23 protein-coding genes and 1 riboswitch are annotated in these 26,733 nt (G+C 74.4%); of the genes, 9 read left to right on the forward strand and 14 right to left on the reverse strand.

The window, feature by feature from the left end; all coding sequences use genetic code 11:
• Positions 1-151: 151 nt before the first annotated feature.
• The 3 genes from AB4K12_RS29070 to AB4K12_RS29080 form a co-directional block, all read right to left on the reverse strand.
• Positions 152-2,983, reverse strand: coding sequence for an AAA family ATPase (locus tag AB4K12_RS29070; RefSeq protein WP_368437563.1), 2,832 nt, complete (start codon positions 2,981-2,983; stop codon positions 152-154).
• Positions 2,980-5,784 (reverse strand): AAA family ATPase, encoded by a 2,805-nt coding sequence (locus tag AB4K12_RS29075; protein WP_368437565.1) that lies wholly within the window; start codon positions 5,782-5,784, stop codon positions 2,980-2,982. The genes AB4K12_RS29070 and AB4K12_RS29075 overlap by 4 nt, the downstream gene beginning before the upstream one ends.
• 90 nt (positions 5,785-5,874) lie before the next feature.
• Positions 5,875-8,640 (reverse strand): AAA family ATPase, encoded by a 2,766-nt coding sequence (locus AB4K12_RS29080; protein WP_368437567.1) that lies wholly within the window; start codon positions 8,638-8,640, stop codon positions 5,875-5,877.
• 360 nt (positions 8,641-9,000) lie between these two features.
• Here AB4K12_RS29080 and AB4K12_RS29085 point away from each other — a divergent pair, with 360 nt between their 5' ends.
• Complete coding sequence (locus tag AB4K12_RS29085) at positions 9,001-9,777, forward strand: 4'-phosphopantetheinyl transferase superfamily protein (RefSeq protein WP_368437569.1); 777 nt, start codon at positions 9,001-9,003, stop codon at positions 9,775-9,777.
• Between the two features lie 93 nt (positions 9,778-9,870).
• Here AB4K12_RS29085 and AB4K12_RS29090 read toward each other — a convergent pair whose 3' ends face one another.
• Positions 9,871-10,479 (reverse strand): DUF4352 domain-containing protein, encoded by a 609-nt coding sequence (locus AB4K12_RS29090; RefSeq protein WP_368437571.1) that lies wholly within the window; start codon positions 10,477-10,479, stop codon positions 9,871-9,873.
• Positions 10,480-10,720: 241 nt separating this feature from the next.
• On the opposite strand from AB4K12_RS29090, the gene AB4K12_RS29095 reads away from it, so the two are divergent.
• On the forward strand, positions 10,721-10,924 hold the full coding sequence (locus tag AB4K12_RS29095; RefSeq protein ID WP_086570135.1) for a hypothetical protein: 204 nt from the start codon (positions 10,721-10,723) through the stop codon (positions 10,922-10,924).
• A gap of 14 nt (positions 10,925-10,938) precedes the next feature.
• Here AB4K12_RS29095 and AB4K12_RS29100 read toward each other — a convergent pair whose 3' ends face one another.
• A complete protein-coding gene (locus tag AB4K12_RS29100) occupies positions 10,939-12,165 on the reverse strand; it encodes an acyl-CoA dehydrogenase family protein (protein ID WP_368437573.1) in 1,227 nt (408 codons plus the stop codon).
• 152 nt (positions 12,166-12,317) lie between these two features.
• Here AB4K12_RS29100 and AB4K12_RS29105 point away from each other — a divergent pair, with 152 nt between their 5' ends.
• Positions 12,318-12,962 (forward strand): TetR family transcriptional regulator, encoded by a 645-nt coding sequence (locus AB4K12_RS29105; protein WP_368437575.1) that lies wholly within the window; start codon positions 12,318-12,320, stop codon positions 12,960-12,962.
• A 63-nt stretch (positions 12,963-13,025) separates the two neighbouring features.
• On the opposite strand, the gene def is transcribed toward AB4K12_RS29105, so the two are convergent.
• Positions 13,026-13,571 carry a peptide deformylase gene (def, locus tag AB4K12_RS29110; RefSeq protein ID WP_368437577.1) on the reverse strand — a complete coding sequence of 182 codons (546 nt, stop codon included), beginning with the start codon at positions 13,569-13,571 and terminating at the stop codon, positions 13,026-13,028.
• 167 nt (positions 13,572-13,738) lie between these two features.
• Between def and AB4K12_RS29115 the strand changes: the two genes are divergently transcribed.
• The 5 genes from AB4K12_RS29115 to AB4K12_RS29135 all read left to right on the forward strand — a co-directional run bounded on the left by AB4K12_RS29115 (position 13,739) and on the right by AB4K12_RS29135 (position 18,193).
• Entirely contained in the window at positions 13,739-14,977 is a 1,239-nt protein-coding gene (locus AB4K12_RS29115; RefSeq protein WP_362254722.1) for a MurT ligase domain-containing protein, read from the forward strand.
• A gap of 31 nt (positions 14,978-15,008) precedes the next feature.
• On the forward strand, positions 15,009-15,737 hold the full coding sequence (locus AB4K12_RS29120) for a type 1 glutamine amidotransferase (RefSeq protein ID WP_086570124.1): 729 nt from the start codon (positions 15,009-15,011) through the stop codon (positions 15,735-15,737).
• Between the two features lie 118 nt (positions 15,738-15,855).
• A complete protein-coding gene (locus AB4K12_RS29125) occupies positions 15,856-16,881 on the forward strand; it encodes a 6-phosphofructokinase (protein ID WP_368437580.1) in 1,026 nt (341 codons plus the stop codon).
• Between the two features lie 91 nt (positions 16,882-16,972).
• Positions 16,973-17,926 carry a cytochrome c oxidase assembly protein gene (locus AB4K12_RS29130; RefSeq protein WP_362254727.1) on the forward strand — a complete coding sequence of 318 codons (954 nt, stop codon included), beginning with the start codon at positions 16,973-16,975 and terminating at the stop codon, positions 17,924-17,926.
• 108 nt (positions 17,927-18,034) lie between these two features.
• Positions 18,035-18,193 carry a hypothetical protein gene (locus tag AB4K12_RS29135; RefSeq protein ID WP_179198899.1) on the forward strand — a complete coding sequence of 53 codons (159 nt, stop codon included), beginning with the start codon at positions 18,035-18,037 and terminating at the stop codon, positions 18,191-18,193.
• Between the two features lie 25 nt (positions 18,194-18,218).
• Here AB4K12_RS29135 and AB4K12_RS29140 read toward each other — a convergent pair whose 3' ends face one another.
• The 8 genes from AB4K12_RS29140 to AB4K12_RS29175 form a co-directional block, all read right to left on the reverse strand.
• On the reverse strand, positions 18,219-18,629 hold the full coding sequence (locus tag AB4K12_RS29140) for an SSI family serine proteinase inhibitor (RefSeq protein ID WP_368437582.1): 411 nt from the start codon (positions 18,627-18,629) through the stop codon (positions 18,219-18,221).
• Positions 18,630-18,846: 217 nt separating this feature from the next.
• Entirely contained in the window at positions 18,847-20,445 is a 1,599-nt protein-coding gene (locus AB4K12_RS29145; RefSeq protein WP_368437584.1) for an alpha/beta hydrolase, read from the reverse strand.
• A 177-nt stretch (positions 20,446-20,622) separates the two neighbouring features.
• Positions 20,623-21,441: an urease accessory protein UreD gene (locus tag AB4K12_RS29150; RefSeq protein ID WP_368437586.1), complete on the reverse strand. Its 819-nt coding sequence runs from the start codon at positions 21,439-21,441 to the stop codon at positions 20,623-20,625.
• The gene (gene ureG / locus AB4K12_RS29155) at positions 21,420-22,109 is read right to left on the reverse strand and encodes an urease accessory protein UreG (RefSeq protein ID WP_368437588.1); all 690 of its coding nucleotides are present in this window, start codon (positions 22,107-22,109) and stop codon (positions 21,420-21,422) included. The genes AB4K12_RS29150 and ureG overlap by 22 nt, the downstream gene beginning before the upstream one ends.
• A gap of 122 nt (positions 22,110-22,231) precedes the next feature.
• Complete coding sequence (locus tag AB4K12_RS29160; RefSeq protein WP_368437589.1) at positions 22,232-22,912, reverse strand: urease accessory protein UreF; 681 nt, start codon at positions 22,910-22,912, stop codon at positions 22,232-22,234.
• A gap of 14 nt (positions 22,913-22,926) precedes the next feature.
• Positions 22,927-24,648: an urease subunit alpha gene (locus AB4K12_RS29165; RefSeq protein WP_368437591.1), complete on the reverse strand. Its 1,722-nt coding sequence runs from the start codon at positions 24,646-24,648 to the stop codon at positions 22,927-22,929.
• On the reverse strand, positions 24,641-24,952 hold the full coding sequence (locus AB4K12_RS29170; protein ID WP_368437593.1) for an urease subunit beta: 312 nt from the start codon (positions 24,950-24,952) through the stop codon (positions 24,641-24,643). The genes AB4K12_RS29165 and AB4K12_RS29170 overlap by 8 nt, the downstream gene beginning before the upstream one ends.
• Before the next feature lie 13 nt (positions 24,953-24,965).
• A complete protein-coding gene (locus tag AB4K12_RS29175) occupies positions 24,966-25,268 on the reverse strand; it encodes an urease subunit gamma (RefSeq protein WP_086568272.1) in 303 nt (100 codons plus the stop codon).
• A gap of 741 nt (positions 25,269-26,009) precedes the next feature.
• Positions 26,010-26,215: riboswitch (cyclic di-AMP (ydaO/yuaA leader) on the forward strand.
• Positions 26,216-26,218: 3 nt separating this feature from the next.
• Between AB4K12_RS29175 and AB4K12_RS29180 the strand changes: the two genes are divergently transcribed.
• Positions 26,219-26,707 (forward strand): C40 family peptidase, encoded by a 489-nt coding sequence (locus AB4K12_RS29180; RefSeq protein WP_362254746.1) that lies wholly within the window; start codon positions 26,219-26,221, stop codon positions 26,705-26,707.
• Positions 26,708-26,733 lie beyond the last annotated feature (26 nt).

The raw sequence follows: 26,733 nt of genomic DNA on the forward strand, positions 1-26,733 counted from the left end.
GCGCGCTCCGCGCGCTCACGGTCCATTCACAACGCATGACGGCCCTGCGGCCGTCGCCCGAAAGGACCGTATGGAGGAGTCGTGAAGACTGTCAACGCGAACAAACCGCGGGCCGCTAAGACTGTGGTGAGGGGGCGGGGGTTCGGTTACCTCAGGTACCGCGGTGTTTCGGTTCGGTACGGTCCCCCGCGGCGGTTCGGTACGTGCCCGGCGGAACGGCTGTGCCCGGTTCCGCCAGCAGGTCGGGCACGTCGGCGAGTTGGGTCCGGCCGGCCAGGTTCAGCTTGCGGTAGGCGTGGGTGAGGTGTTTCTCCACCGCCCGTGAGCTGACCTCGAGTTGTTCGGCTATCTCCCTGTTCGACGCGCCCCGGGCGGCGAGCTGGGCGACCCGGCGTTCGGCGCGGGTGAGGGCGGCGACGGTCTGTCGCGTGCGCGAGCCGGCGAGGGTGCGCAGGTCCCGGCCCGCGCCCTCGGCGAGCCAGGGCGCCCCGCACACCAGCGCCTGGTCACGGGCCAGGCGCAGCCAGGTCTCGGCCTCGGCGCGCCCGGCGCGCAGCAGCCGGCGGCCGAGCAGCAGGGCGGTGCGGGCCCGCTCCATGCCGTTGACCGCGCCCTCGAGCGTCGCGGCGGACTCCCGCAGCAGCGCGACGCCCTTCTCCCCCGCCGTCAGGGCGCCCTTGACGCGCTGGGCGCGGCCGATGGCGACGGGGGCGCCCCACGCGGTGGCCCGCGCGTACTCCTCGTCGATGAGGTCGTGGGCCCGGCCGGCCTCGCCCAGCCGGTAGTGCAGCCCGGCGGCCCAGGCGCGCCAGGGGAAGACGGCGGGGTTGCGCCAGTCGGCCCGTTCGGCGGAGCGGCCCCAGTCCAGGAAGTACTCCAGGGCGGTGGGCAGGTCGCCGCGCCGGGCGGCGCAGGAGCCGCGGATGAGCTGGAGCGAGGAGGGGCGGTATCCGTGGTCGGCGCCCTCGGGGCGGTAGGACAGCAGGCGCCGGGCGAGTTCCGCGTCGCGGGTCTCGAGGGCGACCAGGACGATGGCCGTCATCGACTGCAGGGTCGCCCAGTCGGCCACGCCCAGCGCCAGGGCCTCGTCGGCGCCGGCCCGGGCGTCGGCCAGGCGGCCCTGGGCGACCAGGACATGGGTGTGTTCGATGGCGATGAGCGCCTGCGGGACGGTGGCCCGGCGGGCCCGGGCCCGCTCGCTCGCGGTCCGCAGCCAGGGGCCGATCGCCTCGAGGGAGTCGGTGGCGATCAGCACGTGGACCAGCAGGGGCAGGGCGGTGTGGACGTGGTCCGGGGAGGCGGGTTCGTGCTGCAGGACGCGGCCGGCCAGCGGCGCGACCTCGGCGGCCGACAGGGACTGGGACATGGTGGCGCCGTGCAGCAGGACGGTGACCAGCTCGCGTTCGGCGGCGGTGCCCAGCGCGGGCACGGGGCCCAGCTCGCGCAGCCGCGCGGCGCACAGGGGCAGCCCGCCCGGCCCGGTCACGGCGGCGTGGCGCAGCCGTGCCTCGAGCCCGAGGGCCAGTTCCCGCTCGTCGCCGGTGAGCCGGCCGGGTTCGCCGAGCTCGCAGGCGAGCTTGCCGACGGCTTCGACGACGGGTGGCGGGCCGCCGCCGAGCAGGGAGGGCGGGATGCGGACGGCCGCCTCGGCGCGCTGGGCCGCCGAGGGGAGCAGCAGCAGCGCCTGGGAGATGTGCCGGACCGCGGCCAGGGGGTCGAAGGCGCGCTCGACGGTGGCCAGGTCGGCCAGGAGCGCCGCCCGGTCGGGGCCGGAGGGCGAGGCGCCGAGGAGGGCCCGGCGCAGGTAGCGGGCGGCGTCCTGGTGCGCGCCGCGCCGTTCCGCGGCCTCGGCGGCGGCCCGCAGCGCCTCCACGGTCCAGCCGTCCTGGCAGGAGGGTGCGGCCAGGAGCTGGGCCGCGGCCTGTTCGGCCGGGTGTCCGCCGCGGTGCAGCAGCAGTGCGGCGAGGACGTGGACGTGCTCGTGTTCGGCGGGCGTCATCGAGTCCTCCACGGCGTCGCGCACGGCGTGGTGGACGAAGCGCGGCTCGGGCCCTTCGGCGAGCAGGCCCAGCCGGCGCAGCCCGCGGGCGGCTTCCTCCTGGCCGGTGGTGTCGAGGCCGGCGAGGCGGCCGACGAGCTCGGCGTCGGTGCCGTCGCCGAGCACGGCGAGGGCCTTGGCGAGTTCGCGTACGGGCCCGGGCTGGGAGCGCAGCGCCACGGCGAGGCGTTCGCGCAGGGCGGGCAGGCGGAGTTCGCGGACGGTGCGGGCGCGTTCGGCGGCGGGGCCGAGGTCGCCGTGGCCGTGGCCGGCGCCGGGGAGAGCGGAGAGGGCGGCCAGGGTGGCGGTCAGGAACATCGGGTTGCCGCCCGTGGCCTCGCGGCAGGCTGTCACGTAGGCGGGGTCGGCCGGGCGGCCGAGGGCGGCGGCGACGAGCGCGGCGGTGCCGGCCTGGGTGAGCGGGCCGGGGCGCAGGACGTGCGCGGCGCGGTCGGTGATGTCCTGCACGCGCGGCTCCTCGGCGCCGGGGTCGCCCTCGCGGAGGGCGGCGACGAGGGTGACGGGCCAGTCCGGGAGCCGTCGGGCGAGGCGGCCGAGCCAGCGCAGGGAGGGCGGGTCGGCCCAGTGGAGGTCGTCGACGAGCAGCAGCAGCGGCTCGCGGGCGCTGTGCTCGGCGACGGGGGCGAGGAGCTCGCCGTAGGGGTCGGGGCCGGGCGGTTCGAGGGCGGCGCCGGGGCGCAGGGGTTCGAGGAGCTGGCCGGCCAGGCCGTAGGGGAGGTCCCGTTCGAGGGGTGCGCCGCCGGCGGTCAGGGTGCGGGTGCCGTGCCGTTCGGCGAGGGCGGGCAGGGCCCGCAGCAGGGCGGTCTTGCCGGTGCCGATGCCGCCGGTGACGACGATCAGTGAGCCGCTCCCGGCGGTGGCGGCCGTCCGCAGTGCCGTGGTGATCAGCTCCAGCTCGCGGCGCCGGTCGAGCAGGGGTGTCATGGCGTGTCCTTCCCCAGGCGCTCCAGCGCCTCGGCGAGCTCCGGGCGTCCGTGGATGCCCAACTTGCGGTAGGCCCTGGTCAGATGCAGTTCGACGGTGCGGGGGGTCACCGACAGCCCGGCGGCGATGGCCCGGTTGGGGTGGCCGCACGCGGCGAGGGCCGCGACGCGCGCCTCGGCGCCGGTCAGTCCCTCGCGCGCGGCACGGGGGCGCGTGGGAGGGGGCGCGGCGACGCGCTCGGGTGCCGGTGGCCGTGCCGGTGCCGCGCGCGGCGCGGGCACGGCGGGCGGCGGGGGTACGGACGTGCCGCCGGGCGGCGGGGCGACGGCGTCCGGGCCGGCGAGGCGTGCCGTCGCCAGGGCGCTCAGCGCCTGCCGGAACCGCCAGTCGGCGGGGACGGCGGAGCCGGGCCGTACGGGCTCGGGCAGGGCCAGGCCGCCGGTGGCGTACAGCGCCCTGGCGACCGGTCCGGGCGCGCCCCAGGTCAGGGCGAGCCGGCGTTCCTCGGCCAGCAGGGCGGCGGCGTCGCGGTCGTGCGGGTCCAGGCCCCGGGCGCGCGCCACGGCCGAACGCCAGGGCAGCAGGGCGGGGTTGGCGGCCTGCTGGGAGAGCAGCAGGCGGCCGCATTCCAGCAGGTCGGCGAGCGCGGCGTCCCGCTGTCCGCCGGCCAGGTGGGTGCGGCCGCGGGCGTAGAGCAGGCAGGCCCACCCGAGGCCTCCCCCGGCGTCACCGGCGTCGCCGTCGTCGTCGCGGGCGAGTCCGAGGGAGCGTCCGGCTCCGGCGGTGTCGCCGAGCTCGAGGTGGATCAGGGCCTTCAGGGCGACGACCGCGGGGCTCATGAGGGGGTGCCAGCAGTGCGGGGGCATGACCTCCTGGGCGCGGTCCAGGGCGGTGGAGGCATCGCGGGGTCGTCCTTCGTGCAGCAGGGCCATGGCTCTGACGAGCCCGGCGGAGCCGGCCACGGCCCGCGCGTCGGCGTGCTCGGCGCGCAGCAGCACCGCGTCGAGTCCTGCGTGTGCCTCGGTGAAGTCGCCGGTGAGGACGAGGGTGTGGCAGGCGGCGACCTGGGGGCTCAGCGGGGCGGGGTGCCCGTGCCGGGGGGCCAGGGCGGCCCGGGCGAGGCGCCGGGCCCGGCCGATGTCCTGGCCGAGCAGGGCCTGGCGCCAGGCGGCCACGGCCGCCTCGGCGGGGTCGTCGGGGTGCTCGGGGAGAGCCGGTACGGGGGGCCGGTCCAGGGCCTGGGAGGTCTCCCGCCGGCTGTGGGCGGCGAGCCAGTACAGCGCCCGCAGCGCCGAGCGCTCGGCGGGGCGTACCCGGTCGCCGGCCAGGGCCCGGGCGATGAGCGGCTGTGCCCGGGCCACGTCGCCACGGGCCACGAGCAGGTCGGCGGCCCGGATCCAGGACGGTCCGGCATCGGCGTCGGCGGGCGAGCGCAGGGCCTGGCGCAGGTGCCGGTCGGCGGTGTCGGGCTCCAGGGGCAGGACGGCCGCGCTCAGTTCGGTCAGGGTGCGCACTCTCAGGTGGGGGGCCATGGGTTCGCGCAGCGCGCGCCGGAGCAGGCGGGCGGCCTCCCCCGGGCGGCCGGCGGCGCGGTGGCGCGCGGCCTCACGGCGCAGGACGTCGACGGCCCAGGGGGCGCCGAGGACGCGGGCGCCGGTGAGCATGGAGGCCAGGGCGCCGTCGGGGACGGCGGTGTGGTGGGCGTGTTCGGCCGCGCGGGCGTACAACTCCTCTCGGTCGTGGGCGTTCATGCCGGCGAGCACGGCCCGGGCCGCCGCCGGCTCGCGGAACGCCGGGTGGTCGCCGCCGGTCAGCAGTCCGGTGCCGGCGAGCAGTTCCAGGGCGCGCCGGGTGCCGGTGGCCGTGGGGCCGGTCAGCGCGGCGATCGTCCCGGGGCCGGTGTGCGGAGCGCACACGGCGACGGCCCGCAGTACGGACCGCAGGTCTCCGGGCAGCGCCGCCAGGGTGCGCGCCGCGCGGTCGCGGACGGCCTCGGCGGCGCATTCGGCCAGGTGCGGCAGGTGTTCGGCGCGGGGTTGCCGGCCGTGGCGGGCCAGGCGGGCGGCCGTCGCCCGGAGGACGGCGGGATTGCCGTCGGTGCTCCGGGCGGCCGCGTCCCGGAACGCCGGGTCGGCCGGCGTTCCGAAGGCGGCGGCCAGCAGGTCGCCGACGTCGGCCGGGGTGAGGGGGCCGAGGGTGAGGGTGTGGTGGGCGACGGCCCGTTCGTCGTCCAGGGAGCCGGGTTCGAGGCGCTCCTCGGGGGTGGTGGGGCCGGTTCCGGTGCGGGCGGTCAGCAGCATCAGGGGGACGCCGGCGAGTCTGCGGGCCTGGGCCCGCAGCCAGCGCAGCGAGCACGGGTCGGTCCACTGGACGTCGTCGACGACGATCAGCAGCGGATGGGCGCGGGCGGCGGCGCGGGCGGCCCGGCACAGGTCGGCGGTGCGGTCGGCCGTGGCGGTGGCGGGCGGCCGGGCGGGGTCCGCGGCGGCGGGCGGTGCGAACGCGGCCCGTAGTTGGGCGACGACGCCGTAGCGCTGTTCCGTCTCCTCCCACGACGCCTGGGCCGCCTCGACGTGGACGCCGGCCTCGCGGGCGTGGTGGGCGGCCCATTCGAGCAGGGCGCTGCGGCCCGTACCGGGCAGGCCGCGGATCTCGGCCAGTGCCGGGCGCCCGGCCCGCAGGTTCTCCACCAGCCCGGCCAGCAACCGCTGTTCGGGCATCCGACCGGCGAGCGGCGGTGCGGCGGTGGCCTGGGCGGGGGGCCGGCGCGGCTGCCGCTCGTCCGTCACTTGCGACTGCACCTTGTCTCTCCTCGTGGCTGTGCGCCGCCGGTGCGGCGGCCGGGACGGGAGCCGGAGCGTACGTCCCGGTCACACGGGAATACGTCCCGGTCACACGGGAAGGGGCGGTCCGTATCCGCCGAGGCCGCCGGGCAGGTCGGTGCGGCCGCGCACGGCGAGCTTGCGGTAGACGTTGGTCAGGTGCATCTCCACCGTGCGGGGGGTGATGAAGAGCGCCTCGGCGATCGCCTTGTTGGTCACTCCGCCCTGGGCGAGCGCGGCGATGCGGCGCTCGCTGCCGGTGAGGGTCTCGAGCGGGCTGGCGGCGAGCTGGGGCATCCGGCCGCCGGCGGTGACCAGCGCGGCGCGGGCGGCGGCGCCCAGGGCCTGGTAGCCGCAGCGGGTGGCCACTTCGATGGCCTGGCGCAGGTGGCGGCGGGCGGCCCGGGCGTCGCCGTGGGCGAGCAGGCACCGGCCCAGCAGATAGGCGGCCTTGGTGTGTTCGAGGCGGGCGGGTGACCGGGCGAGGATGCCGGCGGCCTCGGCGAGCAGGTCCAGCCGGGCCCGGCCCGTGGCGGCCGCGGCAGCGGCCATCAGGCCGGTGCCCAGGGCGCGCGGGGTGCCCCAGCGGCGCAGGCTCGGTGTCACGCGCTCCACGATGTCGCGGGCCTCGCCGGCCCGGCCCAGGCGGGCGAGGGTGGCGGCGGCCGGCAGCCACCAGGGAGCGAGCACGGGGTTGGCCACGCGGGCCTCGTCCAGGCTCCGTCCGCAGCGCAGCCACAGCTCCAGGGCGCCCTCGTGGTCGCCGAGTTCGCGGCGGACGCGGCCCTGGGCGTAGAGGTAGTGGTGCCATTCCCAGATGTGCCGTTCGGTGTCCCGGGGGACGATGCGCGCGAGGGCGGCCGCGGCCTCCTCGGTCCGGCCCTGGGTGAGCAGGGCCGTGCCCAGGGCGATGTGCGGCATGGCCGAGCCGGCGGTGCGTTCGCTGCGGGCGGCGGCGTCGACGGCGGCCCGCGCGTCGCGGACGGCGGCGTCGACGTCGCCGGTGTCGTGCAGGGTCAGGGAGCGTCCGGCCAGGGCGGAGACGTGCATCCACGGCTCGTGGCGGGCCCGGGTGTCGCGCAGCGAGCGCTCCAGCCCGGCGAGGGCCTCGTCCACCTCGTCGGCGAGGCCGAGGACCAGGGAGGAGCCGAACACCCACCAGCCGGCGGGCGCGGCCTCCTCCACCCGAAGGGCCCGCCGGGCGAGCTCGGCCGCCCGGACGGCCGGGCCTCCCTCGAGGGCGGCGAAGGCGCTCAGGACGGACAGCAGCCGGCGTTCGGCGGGGGTGTCGCCGTCGGGGACGGGCCAGGCCGCGGCCCGTTCGCGGACGCCGGCCATGGCGGCCTTGTCGTTGACGGCGGTGACCAGCAGGGCGGCCCGTACGGAGGTGCGCAGCTCCCGTCCGGCGGGGGTGCGGTCGCTGTCGCCGGGCAGCTCGTCGTGGACGTGTGCCAGCGCCCGGACGGCGTCGGGGGCGCCGGGCGTGCCGAGGGCGGCCATGCCGTACTCCACGGCGATGGGCGCCCGTTCGCGGGGGCAGGTGGCGGCTGCGAGGGCCTGGCGCAGGTGACGCAGAGCGGTAGCCGGGGAGAGGGGGGCGGCCGCGCGGGCGAGTTCGAGGCGTATCTCGCGGCGCTGGGCGTCGTCGGGGCCGGCGTCCAGGGCGCGCCGCAGGTAGCGGACGGCGGCCTCGGTGGTGCCGCGCCAGCGGGCCCCGGCGGCGGCCTCGCGCAGGACGGGGAGCATCCAGGGCTCGTCGAGGCGTTCGAGCGGCACCAGTTGGTCGGCGACCTCGGCGGCGGGCCGGCCGGCGTCGTTGAGCAGCCTCGCGGCCCGTACGCGCAGGTGGCGCAGCTCGGCGGGGGGCAGGTCGGCGAGGACGGCGGCGCGTACGGGGGCGGGCATGACGCCGGGCGCGCCCGCTTCGCCGGGGGTGACGACCTCGGCGCGGCGCAGGGTCTCCAGAGCGGCCCGGGTCCGGTGCCCGCTCACTTCGCAGAGCACGGACAGCAGGTCGGGGTCGGCCCGGCCGAGGACGGCCAGGGCGCGGGCGATCTGCCGCACGTGGCGGGGCCGGCCGGCCAGGCGGTCGGGGACCGAGGAGGCGACGGCGCCTTCCGCGGCGGCGGCCACGTGGTGGGCGCCGGCGGCGTCGGGGCGGACGCCGCTCCCGCGCAGCGAGGCGAGCAGCCGGTGGAGCAGTTGCGGGTTGCCGCCGGTGACGTCGGCGCAGCGGCGGACGAAGCGGTCGTCGGGGTGCTCGCCGAGGGCGTACGTCACCAGGCGGGCGGTCGCGGCGTCGTCGAGGGGGCCGAGTTCCATCAGGGTGCAGCGGCCCTGGCCGAGCATCTCGGCGAGGACGCCCGCGCCGGGTCCGCCGCAGTCGGTGCGCTGGGACAGCAGCAGGAACAGCGGCCGGGCGGCGGCCCTGCGCAGGACGAAGTCGAGGCGCCGCAGGGTCGCTTCGGCGCACCACTGGGCGTCGTCGAGGACGAAGGCGAGGGGTCCGTCGGCCATGAGGGCGCTGACGTGGCCGTAGAGCCGCCGGTGGGCGGCGTAGGGGTCGCGGGGCGGCGCGGCGGCGGCGCGGGGGGCGTGGTCGTCGGTGACGCGGGGGGCGGTGTGCCGGCGGACGGCGACGCCCTCGGAGCGCAGGTGGTCGGCGGCGGCGGTCAGGAGGCTGGTCCTGCCGATGCCGGCGGGGCCGCGGACGAGGACCGCCCGTGCGGTTCCGGCGCGGGCGTGGGCGGCGAGGGTGGTCAGGGCGTGGAGTTCGGCGGTGCGTCCGGTGAGGTGCCGGGGACCGCCTGGATGGGTGTGGAAGCTGACCGCCAAGGCGTTCCCTCTTTCGTGAAGCCCCCATTCGACCTCTGGTGATCGCCGTCCAGGGCGCGGCAGCGGGCGCCGACTTGGACGGTCAAGATCGGAAACGACGGTAACAGCACACCTTGTGGCGACCCATCACCTTTGAGCCAGAATGCTGCGGTGCGATGGGCGACGTGGGACACGGTGTCGCCGTCTCCTCACCGTCCGTACCCATCTGATCGCCGATGTCAACGCACTTACGGTTCTTTACATATGGAGCCCGAAAATGAATGTCCCATGCGGTCCTGATATCTGACAGACATATGACTCCTGTACGCTGCGGCGCTCGTCACCAAAGGACCGGAGCGAACCGAAAGACCGGAGCGACCTGTGCGGCTACACCTGGACCACTCCGCCACCCGCCCTGACCGGGCCGTCGACGTCCCCTGGCCGGCCGGCCAGGACCGGCCGGCCGAAGGCGCCCTCGATCTCTGGCTGTTGCACGCCCCCGACCCGTGGCTGTCCTCCGCGGTCCTCGACCCGTCGCCGCTGGACGGGGAGGAGCGCCGGCGGGCGAAGGCGTTCGTCCGCCCCCTCGACCGCGCCCGGTACGTGATCGCCCACCTGATGCTGCGCAGGCTCATGGGCGCCTATCTGAACGTACCCGCGGGAGAGGTGGAGTTCACCCGGGAGCCCTGCCCCGGCTGCGGCGAACCGCACGGCAGGCCGGCCGTCGCCGCCGCCGGCGCCCCGCACTTCTCCCTGTCGCACGGCGGCGATCTCACCCTGATCGGCGTCGCCGCCGCCCCGGTCGGCGTGGACACCGAGCAGGTCCCGGCCGCGCACACCGTCGGCGAGGTGTCGGCGGCCCTGCACCCCGCCGAACGCCGGGAGATCCTGGCCGCGCCCGCGGTCCGCCGCCCGGCGGTCTTCACCCGGCTGTGGGTGCGCAAGGAGGCCTACCTCAAGGGCCTGGGCACCGGCCTCGGCCGCTCCCCCGACCTCGACTACCTCGGCAACGGCGGCCCCGGCACCCCCGCCTGGCCCGCCGGCTGGACGATCGTCGACGTGCCCGTCGGCACCGGTCACGCCGCGGCGGCGGTGCGCGGCGAGCTCCACAGCCGCTACGACGTCAGGCGGCTCGACCCCCGGGGTCTCGCCGCCTGAGACCGCCGAGGCGGCCGTGATCGTGCTGTCGCCGTGCCGTCCGTCGCGCCGCGGGCGGTCAGCCCGCCCGCCGCCCGGCCGGACGGCCGTGCGTCACTTGCCGACGGCCCACTTGCCGGTGTCCTGGGCGAACCCGGAGTCCGGCGTGAACGTCACGGACTTGGGCTTGCCGTTCTCGGGCACGGAGACGATGACGTACCCGAGGGCCTTCTCGCCGGCCTTGAGCTTGACGGTGGCCGGCATGTTGGGGCCGGCGGTGCTCTCGCCGATGGAGTGGGTGAAGGACTGCCCCTGGTCGTCGACGACCTTCACGCCGTTGGCCGGGCTGTCGTCGTACACCGCCTGACCGGTGTTGACGATCTCGAACTGGGCGGCGACCCAGCGCTTGCCCGGCTTCGGCATCATGTACTTGTTGTTGCTCTTGGCCGGGTCGGTCCAGTTCTTCAGGGTGACCGAGATCTCGGCGCCGTTCTTGGCCTTGACCTTGGCGGTGCCGCCGACGGCCAGGTCGCCGCCCTGGCCGCCCTTGTCGCCGCCCTTGTCGCCACCCTTGTCGGCGCCCGGCGCCGGGTCCTTGGGCGCCTGGCTCTGTGCCGCGCTCGCGTTGCTGTCCGGCTTGGCGTCGACACCGTCGCTGTTGCAGGCGGTGGCGGTGGCCGCGAGAGCGATGACGATCGCGGCGGTGCTGAGCTGACGACGCATGATGGTGAATCCCCCGTGCTGGTGCTTGTTTGACGTGCACATTCTTACCCGCGCCGCCGGGCCGGACCGGCCGGAAAAGCGTCCTGTGGGACTCCTGTGACAGTTGAGTGATCAAACCGTGGCAGCCCCCGCCCCCCACAGCGGGGCGAATCCGGCCTTACTGAAACGCCCCTCCTCGGGGGACACCGTGCCCCGGGCGCTCTCGGATGCGTCGGCGCCCACCCCGGCGCAGGCTGGAGGTATGTCCGCGCGGATAGTGGTCCACCCGCCGACGCCCGCGGGCTGCCGGTGGGTGACGGACGGGGCCGTGACGCTCGGCAGGGCCTACGGGATCGTCGACGTCATCGAGTTCCTGCGCCGCGCCGGGGTGGACACGGAAAACATCCGGCTCGACGACCCGCACGTGATCGAGTGGCTCGGGGGCGGACCCGGCGTCTGGTCCTGACGGCGCCGCCGCCGCTAGCGGATCGGCATCCCCGACAGCGTCCGGGCGATGACCAGCCGCTGGATCTCGCTCGTGCCTTCGAAGATCGTATAAATGGCGGCGTCCCTGTGCATCCGCTCCACCGGGTACTCGCGGGTGTAGCCGTTGCCGCCGAGGATCTGCATGGCCTGGGCGGTGACCTTCTTGGCCGTCTCGCCCGCGAAGAGCTTGGACATCGACCCCTCCGCCGCCGTGAAGGGCCGGCCCGCGCTCGCCATCCACGAGGCGCGCCAGACCAGCAGGCGGGCGGCGTCGATGCGGGTGCGCATGTCGGCGAGCTGGAAGGCGACGCCCTGGTTGTCGATGATCGGGCGACCGAACTGCACACGGGTCCTGGCGTAGTCCAGGGCGACCTCGTACGCGGCGCGGGCGATGCCGACGGCCTGGGCGCCCACCGCCGGGCGGGACGCCTCGAAGGTGGCCATGGCGGCGTTGCCGCCCCGCTCGCCGCCGCCGGCGGCCCGCTCCCGGGCGCGGGCCAGGCGCTCGTCGAGCTTCTCCTTGCCGCCGAGCAGGCAGTGGCCGGGGACGCGGACGTCCCGCAGGACGACCTCCGCGGTGTGGGAGGCGCGGATGCCGTGCTTCTTGAACTTCTGGCCCTGCTCGAGCCCGGGGGTGCCCGGCGGGACGACGAAGGAGGCGTGGCCGCGGGCGCCGAGGGCGGGGTCGACGACGGCGACGACGACATGGACGTCGGCGATCCCGCCGTTGGTGGCCCAGGTCTTGACGCCGTTGAGGACCCACTCGTCCTTCGCCTCGTCGTACACGGCACGGGTGCGCATCGCGGCGACGTCGGAGCCGGCGTCGGGCTCGGAGGAGCAGAACGCACCGATGCGCACATTACTGGCGTCGCCGTACATCTCGGGCACCCAGGTGCCGATCTGCTCGTCGGTGCCGTTGGTGAAGACGCTGATCGCGGCGAGGCCGGTGCCGGCGATCGCCAGGCCGAGGCCCGCGTCGCCCCAGAAGAGCTCCTCCAGGGTGAGCGGCACCCCCAGGCCCGTGGGGTCGAGGAACTGCTGGGCGTAGAAGTCGAGGGAGTACAGCCCGATCCGGGCGGCCTCGCGCACCACGGGCCAGGGGAACTCCTCGCGTTCGTCCCACTCGGCGGCGGCGGGGCGCATCACGTCGGCGGCGAAGCCGTGGATCCAGTCGCGCACGGTCTTCTGGTCGTCGTTCAGCTCCAGCGCGAACTCCCCCATGGGTGCCCCTCCCAGCGCTCATTACCTGCGGTAACATGAGTCTGTTACTCGCCAGTAGTAAAGTCAACTCCCCCGGCCTGCGAATCCGCTCCGTGGAGCGAGTGTTACTTTGCGCAGGCATTTTGAGATCACTGAAGGGGGAGGCACGCCTGATGGAGACCAGTCAGCGGGACGAGCAGCAGCGGGCGGCGGAACAGCGGCGCAGGGAGCTGCTGGAGGCCGCGGACCGCGTGGTGCTGCGGGACGGGCCGGGAGCGTCGATGAACGCGATCGCCGCCGAGGCGGGGATCACCAAGCCGATCCTCTACCGCCACTTCGGCGACAAGGGCGGCCTCTACCGGGCGCTGGCCGCCCGCCACACCGACGGGCTGCTGGCCGGCCTGCGCGCGGCCCTGGACGCCCCGGCGGAGCGGCGCCGACGGGTCGAGACGACGCTGGACGCCTATCTCGCGGCGATAGAGGCGCGCCCGCAGGTCTACCGCTTCCTGATGCACCCCGCCGACGAGGGCACGCCCGCCGAGCACGGCTTCGACGTGGGCCGGCACTCCGCGCCCCTGCTGCGGCGCATGGGCGAGGAGCTGGCCCAGGTCATATCCGAGCGGGTCGACCTCGGCCCGGACGGGGAGGAGCTGGCCCGCGCCTGGGGCCACGGCATCGTCGGCATGATGCACGCGGCCGGCGACTGGTGGCTGCGCGAGCGCCCGTTCGAGCGGAGCCTGCTGGTCCGCCACCTGGCGGACCTGCTGTGGGGACGGCTGGCGACCTCGGGCGACCTGCCGGGCGGACCGGGGTTCTGAGGCCGGGGCGCGGGAGGTCCGGGGGCGCGGGAGGTCCGGGGGCGCGGAAGGCTCGCGGCCCGGTTACCCGGCGACCGCCCACGGCGCCCTGCGGGCCGCCCGCAGGGCGCGCCGGCGGCGCAGCCCCGTCAGGTGGTCGAGGTAGAGGCCGCCCTCGAGGTGGTCGCACTCGTGCTGCAGGCAGCGGGCGAAGAAGCCCGTCCCCCGCACGCGCACGGGCTCGCCCAGGACGGTGAAGCCCTCGACGACGGCCTCGTCGAAGCGGGGCGTGCCCGCCTCTATGCCCGGAACGGACAGACAGCCCTCGGGCCCCCGGACGCTGACGCCGTCGGCGGCCACCAGGCGCGGATTGACCAGGTGTCCCAGATGCCTCCGGTCCTCGTCGTCCGGGCAGTCGTACACGAAGACCCGCAGCGGCACGCCGATCTGGTTGGCGGCGAGGCCCACCCCGCCGTGCGCGTACATGGTCGCGAACATGTCCTCGACGAGCGCGGCCAGGTCCGCGCCGAACTCCGTGACCTCGTCGCAGGGTGCGGAAAGACCCCGGTCGCCGAGCAGCCTCATGGGCCGCACGTGTCCTGAACTGCCGGGAATCGTGCCTCTTCGCATGGCCCAAGGGTACGTTCAGCTGATGGTGGGTTCGGGCCCACGGCCGGATCTCGATAGGCTGATCCCCGACCGAAGCCTCCTGGCGGCGATTCGGCACGGAGGGGGCGTTCCACCGGCTGACCAGGTAGACAGGCGGCGGCGCCGGAAGCAATGGAGGATCTAGGACGATGGCAGGCAACTCGGGGCCGCTGTCGCCGCGGGCCAAGCTGGCCGTGACGGCGGGCAAGGCGGCTGCGGCGGTGTCGCGCGCCGCGGGCCGTGGCAGCGGGTCGGTGATCGGCGGCAAGGTCGCGCTCAAGCTCGACCCCGACCTGCTGGCCCGGCTGGCAACGCACCTGGACGTGATCCTGGTGTCGGCCACCAACGGCAAGACGACCACGACGCGACTGATCGCCGAGGCCCTGCGGGCCAGCGGCCCGGTGGTGTCCAACGCGCTGGGCGCGAACATGCCCGCGGGCATCACCTCCGCCCTGGCGGGCGGCTCGGACGCGCGCTACGGCGTGATCGAGGTGGACGAGAAGTACCTGGCGGGTGTCGCACGCGACACCTCGCCCAAGGCCATAGCGCTGCTGAACCTCTCGCGCGACCAGCTGGACCGCGCCGCGGAGACCCGCATGCTGGCCGAGAAGTGGCGCGAGGGCCTGGCCGGCACCAAGGCCGTGGTGATCGCCAACGCGGACGACCCGCTGATCGTGTGGGCGGCCTCGTCCTCGCAGAACGTGGTGTGGGTGGCGGCCGGCCAGGAGTGGAAGGACGACGCCTGGTCGTGCCCCTCCTGCGGCGGTGTGATGCAGCGCCCGGGCGACGACTGGTTCTGCGGCGAGTGCGGCTTCAGGCGGCCCACCCCGAGCTGGGCGCTGTCGGGCGACTACGTCCTCGACCCGCACGGCTCCGCGTGGCCCATCCACCTGCAGCTGCCGGGCCGGGCCAACAAGGCCAACGCCACCACCTCGGCCGCCGTGGCCGCGACCTTCGGCGTCCCGCCGCAGGTGGCGCTGGAGCGGATGTACCAGGTGCAGGCCGTGGCCGGCCGGTACGACGTGGTCACCTTCCTCGACCGTGAGGTGCGGCTGCTGCTGGCGAAGAACCCGGCCGGCTGGCTGGAGACGTTCTCGCTGATCGACGGGCCGCCGGCGCCGGTGATCCTGTCGGTGAACGCCCGCGGCGCGGACGGCACCGACACCTCCTGGCTGTGGGACGTGGACTACACCCGCCTCGCCGGGCACCCGATCATGGTCATCGGCGACCGCAAGCTGGACCTCGCGGTCCGCCTCGAGGTCGCGGGCGTGGACTTCCGGGTCTGCGAGACCGTCGACGAGGCCGTGCAGATGGCCCCGCCCGGCAAGATCGAGGTCATCGCCAACTACACGGCGTTCCAGGACATCCGCCGCCGCGTAGGCAACTAGGCCCACGGACAGCACGACAAGGATTGTGAGCATGAGCCAGAACAGTCTGCGTGTGGTGTGGGTCTACCCCGACCTGCTCAGCACCTACGGCGACCAGGGCAACGTCCTGGTCCTCGAGCGGCGCGCCCACCAGCGCCGCCTGGACGTCCAGCGCGTCGACGTCCGCTCCGACCAGCAGATCCCCACCTCCGGGGACATCTACCTGATCGGCGGCGGTGAGGACCGTCCGCAGCGGCTGGCGGCCGAGCGGTTGCGCCGCGACGGCGGCCTGAACCGGGCCGTCGCCAACGGCGCGATCGTCTTCTCGGTCTGCGCCGGCTACCAGATCCTGGGCCACGAGTTCATCAACGACCTGGGCCAGCGCGAGCAGGGCCTGGGTCTGCTGGACGTCATCAGCACCCGTGGCGAGGGCGAGCGCTGCGTCGGCGACGTCCTCGCCGACATCGACCAGCCGCTCGGCCTGCCGCCGCTGACCGGCTTCGAGAACCACCAGGGCATCACCCATCTCGGCCCGACGGCCCGCCCGTTCGCCCGGGTGCGCTTCGGCAACGGCAACGGCACGGGCGACGGCACCGAGGGCGCGTACAACGACACCGTCTTCGGCACGTACATGCACGGTCCGGTCATGGCGCGCAACCCGCACATCTCGGACATGCTGATCAAGCTGGCGCTGGACGTCAACGCCCTGCCGCCGGTCGACGACCGCTGGTACGAGGCGCTGCGCGCCGAGCGGATCGCCGCGGCGACACAGCCCGCATAGCGGACGGTCGCGATCCCCGTCACCCTCGGCGGTTAGGGTGGCGGGGATTTCACCGGACGACGGGGTCCGGTCCGGTCTTTCGGCCCTCGCGGCCCCGAGCGCAAAGGTCCCCCCTGTCATGCGTATCGGTGTTCTCACGTCCGGCGGCGACTGCCCCGGTCTCAACGCCGTCATCCGGTCCGTCGTCCACCGCGCGGTGGTCGACCACGGCGACGACGTCATCGGCTTCCACGACGGCTGGCGCGGCCTGCTGGAGGCCGACCACCGCAAGCTGGACCTGGACGCCGTGGCCGGCGTCCTGGCCACCGGCGGCACGATCCTCGGCTCCTCGCGCGTACGGCCCGAACAGCTGCGGGACGGTGTGGAGCGGGCCCGCGAGAACGTCGCGGCGCTCGGCCTGGACGCCGTCATCCCGATCGGCGGCGAGGGCACCCTCAAGGCGGCGCGGCTGCTGTCGGACGCCGGCCTCCCGATCGTGGGCGTGCCCAAGACGATCGACAACGACATCGCCTCGACCGACGTCACCTTCGGCTTCGACACCGCCGTGGGGGTGGCCACCGACGCCCTGGACCGGCTGAAGACCACCGCCGAGTCGCACCAGCGCGTCCTGATCGTCGAGGTGATGGGCCGGCACACCGGCTGGATCGCCCTCCAGTCGGGCATGGCCGCCGGCGCCCACGCGATCGTGGTGCCGGAACGTCCCTTCTCCGTCGACGAGCTGACCGAGGTGGTCGGCAGGCGCTTCGCGGCGGGCAAGCGCTTCGCGATCGTCGTGGTCGCCGAGGGCGCCAAGCCCCGCCCGGGCGCCATGGACTTCGAGACCGGCGGCACGGACGTCTACGGGCACGAGCGGTTCGCCGGAGTGGCCCGCCAGCTGGCCGTGGAGCTGGAGCGGCGCCTGGGCAAGGAGGCGCGGCCGGTGATCCTGGGCCATGTGCAGCGGGGCGGCACGCCCACCGCGTACGACCGGGTGCTGGCCACCCGCTTCGGCTGGCACGCGGTGGAGGCGGCGCACGCGGGCGCGTTCGGGATGATGACGGCGCTGCGCGGCACGGACATCACGCTGGTGCCGCTGGCGGAGGCGGTCGAGCACCTGAAGACGGTGCCGGCGGAGCGCTACGCCGAGGTCGACTGCGTGCTCTGAGCCCGCGCGCGGTCCGCCCCCGGCCGTGGGGCGGACCCGGGGCGCCTCTACTCTGGTTCCCGGCGCATCGGTGCGAAATGGGAGAGAGCGGATGGATCACAGCGGGCACGGCATGATGCATATGGACATGCCGCCGTTCACGCTGGAGCGGGGTCTGCAGTTCAGTAGTGAACCGTTCTTCATGATCGGCTGCCTGCTGGGACTGGGCCTGTACGGCTGGGGCGTGGTGCGGCTGCGGCGGCGCGGGGACGCGTGGCCGTGGGGCCGGGTGGTGGCGTTCGTGGCCGGTGTGCTGAGCGTGGCGCTGGTGATGTGCACCAAGCTCAACGACTACGGCATGGTCATGTTCAGCGTGCACATGGTGCAGCACATGGTCATCAGCATGCTCTCCCCTATCCTGCTCCTGCTGGGCGCGCCCGTGACGCTGACGCTGCGGGCGCTGCCGGCGGCGGGCCGCGGCCGCAAGGGCCCGCGCGAGTGGCTGGTGGCGCTGCTGCACAGCCGCTACATGCGGGTGATCACGCACCCGGCGTTCACCATCCCGCTGTTCATCGCGAGCCTGTACGCCCTGTACTTCAGCCCCCTCTTCGACTTCCTCATGGAGTCCAAGGTCGGGCACATCGGGATGATGGTGCACTTCCTGGCGGTGGGCCTGGTCTTCTTCTGGCCGATCATGGGTGTGGACCCGGGCCCGCACCGGCCCGGCTATGTGATGCGGATGCTGGAGCTGTTCGCCGGCATGCCCTTCCACGCGTTCTTCGGCATCGCACTGATGATGGCCACGCAGCCGATGATCGGCACCTATATGCATCCGCCGGCCTCGCTGGGCATCGACCCGCTGGAGGACCAGCAGGCGGGCGGCGGCATCGCCTGGGCCTTCAGCGAGATCCCGTCCGTCGTGGTGCTGCTGGCGCTGGTCTACCAGTGGTACCGCTCGGAGCAGCGGCAGGCCAAGCGCAGCGACCGGGCCGCCGACCGGGACGGCGACAAGGAGCTGGCGGCCTACAACGCCTACCTGGCGTCACTCGACGGCCGGGGGCGCTGACCGCGGGGCGGTCGGTGGTATGGCGGTACGGACCGCGGCGGGGAGACGATGTTCTCCTGGCCGCGGTCCGCGCGTTTTCCCGCCCGGGCCGCCGTGAGGAGGTACGGGATGCCCGGATCGGCGAAGACGATGGCGGCCCTGACGGTCGGCGCCCTGGTCCTGGTGACCGCCTATACGGTCACGATCGGCGGCGACGGGTGGCTGTGGTTCGCGTGGGTGGTCCTGGGCCTGACGACGATCGGCACGCTGGCGGCCCGCGGGACGTGAGGGGCCGCGGGGCCGGCCCGGGGCGTCAGAAGCGGAAGACGGGGCCGGTAGCGGCCTCGAGGACACAGGCGTTGGGGTAGGTCCTGCGCCAGGCGACCTGACCGCCCCGCCAGTCTCCGTCGACGGACGCGGTGACCGGATCGCTCTCCTTGGCGCAGGGAGCCGGGGGCTTCTCGCCGGCGACGGGCGGGGCGTCGGGCCGGCCCGCCGCCCTGCCGAGGCGTTGACAGGCCTCGGCGGCGTGCGGGTGGTGGCCGACCGGCCCCGGGCAGGCGAGCCGGACGCCGCGGATCCAGGTGTTCTGCGCGCCGGAGAGGGTGAGGAAGAGCCGGCCCTCGGTCTGGTCGCGGGCGGCGGCCGGGGCCGCGGCCAGGGGCAGGGCGAGCAGGACGGTCGCCGCCGCCGCGGCCGCGGCCGTGCTGGTGCGTACGGACATGGTGTGCCTCCTGGGGGACGCTGCCGGGCCAGGCCACCGCGCCGTACCCGCGCGCGGCAAGGAACCGCACGGTCGCCGTCGCCCGTGTGGGGGTGTGCGGCCACCCGGTTGGGCCCCGCCGGCGCCCTAGGACACGCCCTAGGAACGCACTCGGCCCCGCCGGTCCCTCGGGGAGGGACCGGCGGGGCCGGGCGCTGCTACGTGTGCCGTGAACCGCTTACTTCGTCGCGGCCTTCGGGACCTCCGGGGTGGCGTGCGGGGCGCACGTCACGTCCGAGCCGCCGTCGAGCTTGCCGGTCAGGAGGTAGGCGTCCACACGCTGGTTGACGCACGGGTTGGTCAGACCCGTGACGCCGTGCGAGCCGGCACCCTTCTCGGTGATCAGCTGCGAGCCGCGGAAGCGCTTGTGCAGCTCCACCGCGCCCGCGTACGGGGTGGCGGCGTCACGGTCGGACTGCACGATGAGGGTCTTGGGCAGACCCTTGTGCGTGGCGACCTCGACCGGGGTGTACTGCGGGCCCTTCCAGGTGGCGCAGGGCAGGTTCATCCAGGCGTTGGCCCAGGTCATGAAGGGGGCCTGGCGGTGGATGCGGGTGTTGTCGCGGTCCCACTTGGCCCAGCTGGTGGGCCACTTGGTGTCGGCGCACTCGACCGCGGTGTAGACGGCGTTGCCGTTCTCGGCGGTGATGTTGCCCGCCTTGTCGGTCAGGTCCGGGCCCGCCGCCTGGACGAGCGCCTTCTCGTCACCGGCGCGGTACTTCTTCCAGGTCTCGGCGACCGGGACCCACGAGCGGTCGTAGTACGCGGCGCCCTGGAAGTAGTTGATCAGCTCGGCCGGGCCGACGAGGCCGCCCACGGGCTGCTTCTTGGCGGTGGCGCGGAGCTTCTCCCACTCGGCCTGGACCTTGGCGCGGGTGTCGCCGATGTGGAAGTAGGAGTCGTTCTTGGCGACCCAGTCCTCCCAGTCCTTGAACCGGCCCTCGAAGGCGATGTCCTGCTCGAGGTTGGCCTTGTACCAGATGTTGTCCCGGTCCGGGTTGACGACGCTGTCGACGATCATGCGCCGGACGTGGTTCGGGAACAGCGTGCCGTAGACGGCGCCCAGGTAGGTGCCGTAGGAGACACCGAGGTAGTTGAGCTTCTTGTCGCCCAGGGCGGCGCGGACGACGTCCACGTCACGGGCGGTGTTCGCCGTCGTCATGTACGGCAGCATGTCGCCGCTGCGCTCCGCGCAGCCGTCCGCGTACTCCCGGGCGAGCTTGCGCTGGGCGCGCTTGTCGGCCTCGCTGCCGGGCACCGGGTCGGCCTTGGGGGCCTTGACGAACTCCTGGGGGTCGACGCAGGAGATCGGAGCCGAGTGGCCCACACCGCGCGGGTCGAAGCCGACGAAGTCGTAGGCCTTCGCGATGTTGGCGTACAGCGGGTTGCCGGTCACGACCCGCTTGGGGAAGGACAGGCCGGAACCGCCCGGACCACCCGGGTTGTAGACGAGGGAGCCCTGACGCTCGCTCGGCTTGCCCGTGGAACGGGTCCGGTCGACGGCGATCTTGATGGTGCGGCCGTTGGGCTTGGCGTAGTCGACGGGGACGGTGACCCATCCGCACTGGATCTTGTCCAGCCCCCAGTCGGCGGGGCAGTCCTGCCACTTGACGCCGGACTTGGCGGCCCGGTCAGCGGCGATCTTGACGCCCTTGGCCTCGGCGGCGCCGCCCGGCACCGACGACGCGGCCCCGGCCGACGGCGCGGCCAGGAAGCCGGCGACGAGGGCGCCGGCCACGGCCGTGCCGGCCGCACCGAATATCGCGTTTGATCTCAAAGTAGGAATCCCCCTGCTGAGTGTGTCGCCGGAAGCGGCGATGATCACGCGGTCTGCAGAGGGGAATCCTTTCGCCTCCCATGCCACAAAGGACAGGGTGTAAGGGCGTTCTTTACTCATCCGTAAACACGACGAAACATGGAACGCCCCATGTGACGCCCTTCGCCCCAACACCCGTTAAAACGCCCGGATTACGGCATTCAGCTGGGATAGCGCCGAATCCAGCAGCCTGCGCAGGGCCAGTGCGTCCGGTGCGACGGCGCTCACCACCGCGCCCGGCCCGGCCAGGGGCGCGAGAGCGGCCAGCGGGCCGAGCGCCCGAGGGGCCACGGGACTCCCCTCGAAGCCGGGGTGGACGACCAGGAGTTGACCCACGGCCCGGTGGCCGCCGAGCACCGCGCCGCCGTCCCATCCGCCCGGCGCCCCCGGCCCGTACGCCAACTCCTGGTCCAGCAGCGGGCGGCCCGACCGACGGACCGTCAGCCGGGTGGTGAGCCGCCCGGTCACCTCCCCCGCCCGGCCCAGCACCTGCTCCTCGCGCAGCACCAGGCAGGCGGTGGCGGCGAGGTCGGCGCGGGTGCTCTGGCGCAGGTCGCTGCCGCGGGCGGAGATCAGCGGCTCGGGCAGCCAGCGCAGCGAGCCGCCGTCGCCGACGGTCAGCCGCGTGTCGTACGTGGCCGGCGCGCCCGTGCGCCCGGGCAGCGCGATCGTGGCCGCCGTGGTGGTGAAGCACAGCGCGGCGCCCGCCCCGACGTCCGCGGTCAGGGCGAGCCGGTCGCCGCCGAGCGGCGCGCTCATCGCACCGACCAGCGCGACGCGGGCCTCGTGCCCGTACGAGCGCGGCCGGCGCAGCGCGAAGGGGCCCGCGCCCTCGAGGACGGGCAGGGCCGTGCCGCCCCTGCCGTCGGGGGCGGCGACGATCCGGGCGGCGGCCCGCAGCCCGGCGCCGGGCGCCGGCGCGACGTCCGTGACCGTCACGGCGCCGTGGCCGTCCACGCGGCGAGCCGTTCGCGCACCCAGTCGCGCACCGGCGCCACGCCGTCCCCGGCGGCCAGGGACGTGAAGGCGACGGGCAGCTCGCCGCGCTGGGCCTTCGCGTCGCGGGCCATGCCGGCCAGGTCGACGCCGACGTAGGGCGCGAGGTCGGTCTTGTTCACGACCAGGAGATCCGCGGTGGTGACGCCGGGGCCGCCCTTGCGCGGGATGTCGTCGCCGCCGGCCACGTCGATGACGAAGATCTGCGCGTCGACCAGGCCCTTGGAGAACGTGGCGGTGAGGTTGTCGCCACCGGACTCGACGAGGACAAGGTCCAGCGGCCCGGTCGCCTCCTCGAGGTCCTCGACCGCCTCGAGGTTGGCGGAGATGTCGTCGCGGATCGCGGTGTGCGGGCAGGCGCCGGTCTCCACGGCCGTGATGCGCTCCGGCGGCAGCACGGCCTCGCGCAGCAGGAACTCGGCGTCCTCGCGGGTGTAGATGTCGTTGGTGACCACGGCGATGGACAACTCGTCGCGCAGTGTCCGGCACAGGGCCGCGACCGTCGCGGTCTTCCCGGACCCGACGGGCCCGCCGAGCCCGATCCGCAGCGCGCGGCGGGTGCCGTCCGGGCGGGTGGGGTCGCTGTAGGTGTGGCGGTGGGGGTAGGTGTCGGGGTGGTCGAGGTGCATGGTCCCTCCGGGGGTTGGGGGTGGGGTCGCCGGACGGGCTGAATTCAGCCCGTCCGGCGATTGAGGACCGGGGTCTGGGGCGGAGCCCCAGGAAACGGCGAAAGGGCGGGACCGGGGCTCGACTACGTGGCGAACAGCCGCACCGGCCAGGCGGCGTGCTGCTCCGCGGTGATGTCGAGCAACGGCGCCGCCGGCGCGGGCAGGGCGTCCAGGCCCTCGGTCAGCGCCCGCCCCGCCGCCTCGGCCGCCAGGACGGCCACGTGGTCGAGCTCGGGAGCGAGCCGCGCCAGCACCGCCGTCGCCTCGAACGGATCGAGGCTCAGCAACCGCACCACCGCCGTCGCCGGCCCGCTCACCGCCTCGTACGCGGCGGCGTACGCGGCCGCGAGCGGCCCGAGCCCCGCGGCCCGTGCGACCAGTCCGAGGACGACGGGCTGGTGGGCGCCGCGCGGCCGGGCCGCCGCGAGGTCGTCGAGGTCGGGCGAGGGCCAGGCGGCCCGCGCGGCGCGTGTCAGCTGGCGGCCGAGCCGGCGCGCGGCGGCGCGCAGGGCGGGTGAGGGGGTGCGGGCGTCGGCGGCCGCGTCGAGGGCGAGCGGGTCGAGTCCGGCGGCGGCCGCGGCGGCGAGTCCCGCCGCGGTCAGCCCGGCGGTGTGCAGCCGTCCCCGGCAGAACGACTCCAGCGACGCGCCGTCCGTGATCCGGCCGGCCTCGACGGCCGCCTCGGCGCCCCCGGAGTGGGCGTGGCCCCCGGCGGGGAAGCGGCCGTCGGCCAGGACGAGAAGCGCGGCGGAGAGGGTGCTCATCGGTGGCCGCCCCGTCAGAAGAGGAAGTAGCGCTGGGCCATGGGCAGTTCCGCCGCCGGGCGCGGCTCCACCGGCTCCCCGTCGATCGTGACCGTGAAGGTGTCCGGGTCGACCTCCACGTGGGGGCGGGCGTCGTTGTTGCGCATGTCGGCCTTGGTGACGCCGCGTGTGCTCAGGATGGGGACGAAGCGCTTGCCCAGCCCCAGCCGCTCGGGGAGCCCGTCGTCCATGGCCCACTGGGTCACGAAGTTCAGGGAGTTGCCGGCCGGGGCGCGTCCGCGCGCGCCGAACATGGGCCGGGGCAGGACGGGCTGGGGGGTGGGGATGGAGGCGTTGGCGTCGCCCATCTGCGCGTAGGCGATCTGGCCTCCCTTGATGACCAGCTGGGGCCGGACGCCGAAGAAGGCCGGCTCCCACAGCACGAGGTCGGCGAGCTTGCCGGTCTCGACGGAGCCGATCTCGTGGTCGAGGCCCTGGGCGACGGCCGGGTTGATGGTGTATTTGGCGACGTAGCGCCGGGCGCGGGCGTTGTCGGCGGGGCCGTCGCCCGGCAGGGCGCCGCGCCGCCTCTTCATGACGTGCGCGGTCTGCCAGGTGCGCAGCACGACCTCGCCGACGCGGCCCATGGCCTGGGAGTCCGAGGAGATGATCGAGATCGCGCCGAGGTCGTGCAGGACGTCCTCGGCGGCGATGGTGGAGGGCCGGATGCGGGACTCGGCGAAGGCGAGGTCCTCGGGGACGGCCGGGTTGAGGTGGTGGCAGACCATCAGCATGTCGAGGTGTTCGTCGACGGTGTTGACGGTGTGCGGCCGGGTGGGGTTGGTGGAGCTGGGCAGGACGTTGGCCTCGGAGACCACCGTGATGATGTCGGGCGCGTGACCGCCGCCCGCGCCCTCGGTGTGGTACGCGTGGATGGAGCGGCCGGCGATCGCGGCGAGGGTGTCGCCGACGAAGCCGGCCTCGTTGAGGGTGTCGGTGTGGATGGCGAGCTGGGCGCCGCTCTCCTCGCACACGTTCAGGCAGGCGTCGATGGCGGCCGGGGTGGCCCCCCAGTCCTCGTGGATCTTGAAGCCGACGGCTCCGGCCCGCAGCTGGGCGCGCAGGGAGTCGTGCGAGACGGTGTTGCCCTTGCCGAGGAGGCCGATGTTGAGGGGCGAGTCCTCCATGGCCTCGAACATCCGGGCGAGGTGCCAGGCGCCCGGGGTGACGGTGGTGGCCTTGCTGCCCTCGGCGGGGCCGGTGCCACCGCCCAGGAGGGTGGTGATGCCGGAGGCGAGGGCCTCGTCGGCCAGCTGTGGGCAGATGAAGTGGACATGGGCGTCGATGGCGCCGGCGGTGAGGATCCGGCCGTTGCCGGCGATGATCTCGGTCTCGGGGCCGATGACGAGGTCGGGGTGGACGCCGTCCATGGTGTCGGGGTTGCCGGCCTTGCCGACGCCGGTGATCCGGCCGTCGCGCAGGCCGACGTCGGCCTTGACCACGCCCCAGTGGTCGAGGACGACGGCACCGGTGATGACGGTGTCGGGGGCGCCCTCGGCGCGGGTGACGCGGGACTGGCCCATCGACTCGCGGATGACCTTGCCGCCCCCGAAGACCGCCTCGTCCCCGGCCCGGCCGGGGCCGCCGCAGCGGTCCTCCTCGATCTCGACGACGAGGTCGGTGTCGGCGAGCCGGACGCGGTCGCCGGCGGTCGGCCCGTAGAGATCGGCGTAGGCGGCGCGGGTGAGCTCAGGCATCGAGGGGTCCACCGCATTCGCCGCGCAGGCCCTCGACCACGCGCTTGCCGCCGATGGGGACGAGGGCCACCTCCACCGGGATGCCCGGCTCGAAGCGCACGGCGGTGCCGGCGGCGACGTCCAGGCGCTTGCCGCGCGCGGCCGCGCGGTCGAAGTCCAGGCCGGGGTTCGCCTCGGCGAAGTGGTAGTGCGAGCCGACCTGTACGGGCCGGTCGGCGGCGTTGAGGACGGTCAGCCGGGTGCGGTGCAGTCCTTCGTTGAGCCGTACGGGCTCGGCGGCGTACAGGATCTCTCCGGGAATCATCCGTCTCTCCCCGTCACGCGATGGGTTCGTGGACGGTGACGAGCTTCGTCCCGTCCGGGAAGGTGGCCTCGACCTGGACGTCGTGGATCATCTCGGGGATCCCGTCCATGACTTCGTCGCGCGTGAGCACCTTGCGCCCGGAGGACATCAGCTCGGCCACGGTGCGGCCGTCGCGGGCGCCCTCGAGGATGTGCACGGTGATCAGAGCGATCGCTTCGGGGTGGTTGAGGCGCAGCCCGCGGGCCCGGCGACGCTCGGCGACGTCGGCGGCCACATGGATGAGCAGCCGTTCCTGCTCGTGCGGGGATAGTTGCATGCGTCCCACCTCAACACAGTGTTGACCTGGGGTTCTTCTCCCCGTGGCCGCTGAGTGCAGATTAGGACGCAAGCTTTTCCAACGCGTTAACTCCGCTGACCCGGTCTTTGCGTTGTCATGGCGGGCCCGCCGACCGTCATGGCGGGCCCGGTTGAACCGGACCTGTCGCCTCCATCGCCCCGCCGCCCCGCCGGGGGCGCGGCGGCAGGCCGTCGCCGGGAAGTACTGGATCTCCTCGGACGGATCACCCCGGCTCGCACGCACGACACGTACGGCGCGCTACGAGCCGCGCAGACGCTCGCGATCGCGGCCGCCGGGCCGCGCGCCGCGCTCCCGGTCCCGTACGGACGGGACGAACGCGAGGTGTGCGCGAGCATCCTGGCACGGGCGATGCGGATCTCGGGCGGGGATCAGGGGAGCACGCCGGGTGAAGTCGCCGCCGCCGACGGCGAACTGAGGAACGGAAACATTCATCCCCCGATCTCCTTCAGACAGCGGAGGCGATCGTAGACGGCGCGTGTCGATCACCTCGGGCGGTGTGCTCATTGCGCACCCGGGGAGATCGCTCCGCCGCAGGTGGCGACCTCACCAGGGCGAAGCCGTGACCATCGAACCGCCGCGCGTCCACCCGAATTACTCAGAGGTGACGAGGCTCACATAACGCCGGATCCTCTCGGCCCGGCCGCCGCGACTGCGCCAAGATCCCCCCGACGACAAGACCCCGCCACCACGGCGGGGCGGACCGGGCGGACGCCGAACCCCGCCGCCGCCCGGGACGACGGGTCGACACGATTGCACCGGCGGGGATGGAGGACCCAGGCACGACGGGACGACCGGCACGCGACAACGCCGGTCATCCCTTGGGGTGAAGCCGCTTCGGCGGCCGGGCATTCTTCGCCTGCCCGAACCCGACAGGTCATCCTTCACAGGCGGCTGACGAAGGGTTTGGCATGGGCGCTCACAAACGTCCCTCGATGCTCTCCAAGGCCGGGACCGTACCCCTGACCGTGAAATCCGCCCTCACCCTGGCGGCCGTCGGTGCCACAGTGCTGGCACCCGTCGGCGCGACCGAGGCGGAAGCGGCGACGCTCTCCACCAACGCCCTGCGGATCGCGGCCTCGAAGGCCGGCTCCCCCTACCAGTGGGGCGCGACAGGTCCGTACCGCTTCGACTGCTCGGGACTGACCCAGTACTCCTTCAAGCAGGCCGGAAAACGGCTGCCCCGCACGGCGCAGGACCAGTTCAACCACACCCGGCACATTCCCGGCTTCACCCGTGAGCGCGGCGACCTGGTGTTCTTCCACGGCCGGGGCGGCGTCTACCACGTGGGCATCTACGCCGGGAACAACCAGATCTGGCACGCCCCGAAGACCGGCTCGGTCGTCCGCCTCGAGCGGATCTGGACCCAGAGCGTCTCGTACGGACGCGTCAACGGCTGACCTCATGGGCGCCGGACCGGCAGCGC

Origin of the sequence: Streptomyces sp. C36 (genome assembly GCF_040932295.1) — a bacterium.
Classification (GTDB): Bacteria; Actinomycetota; Actinomycetes; order Streptomycetales; family Streptomycetaceae; genus Streptomyces; species Streptomyces triculaminicus.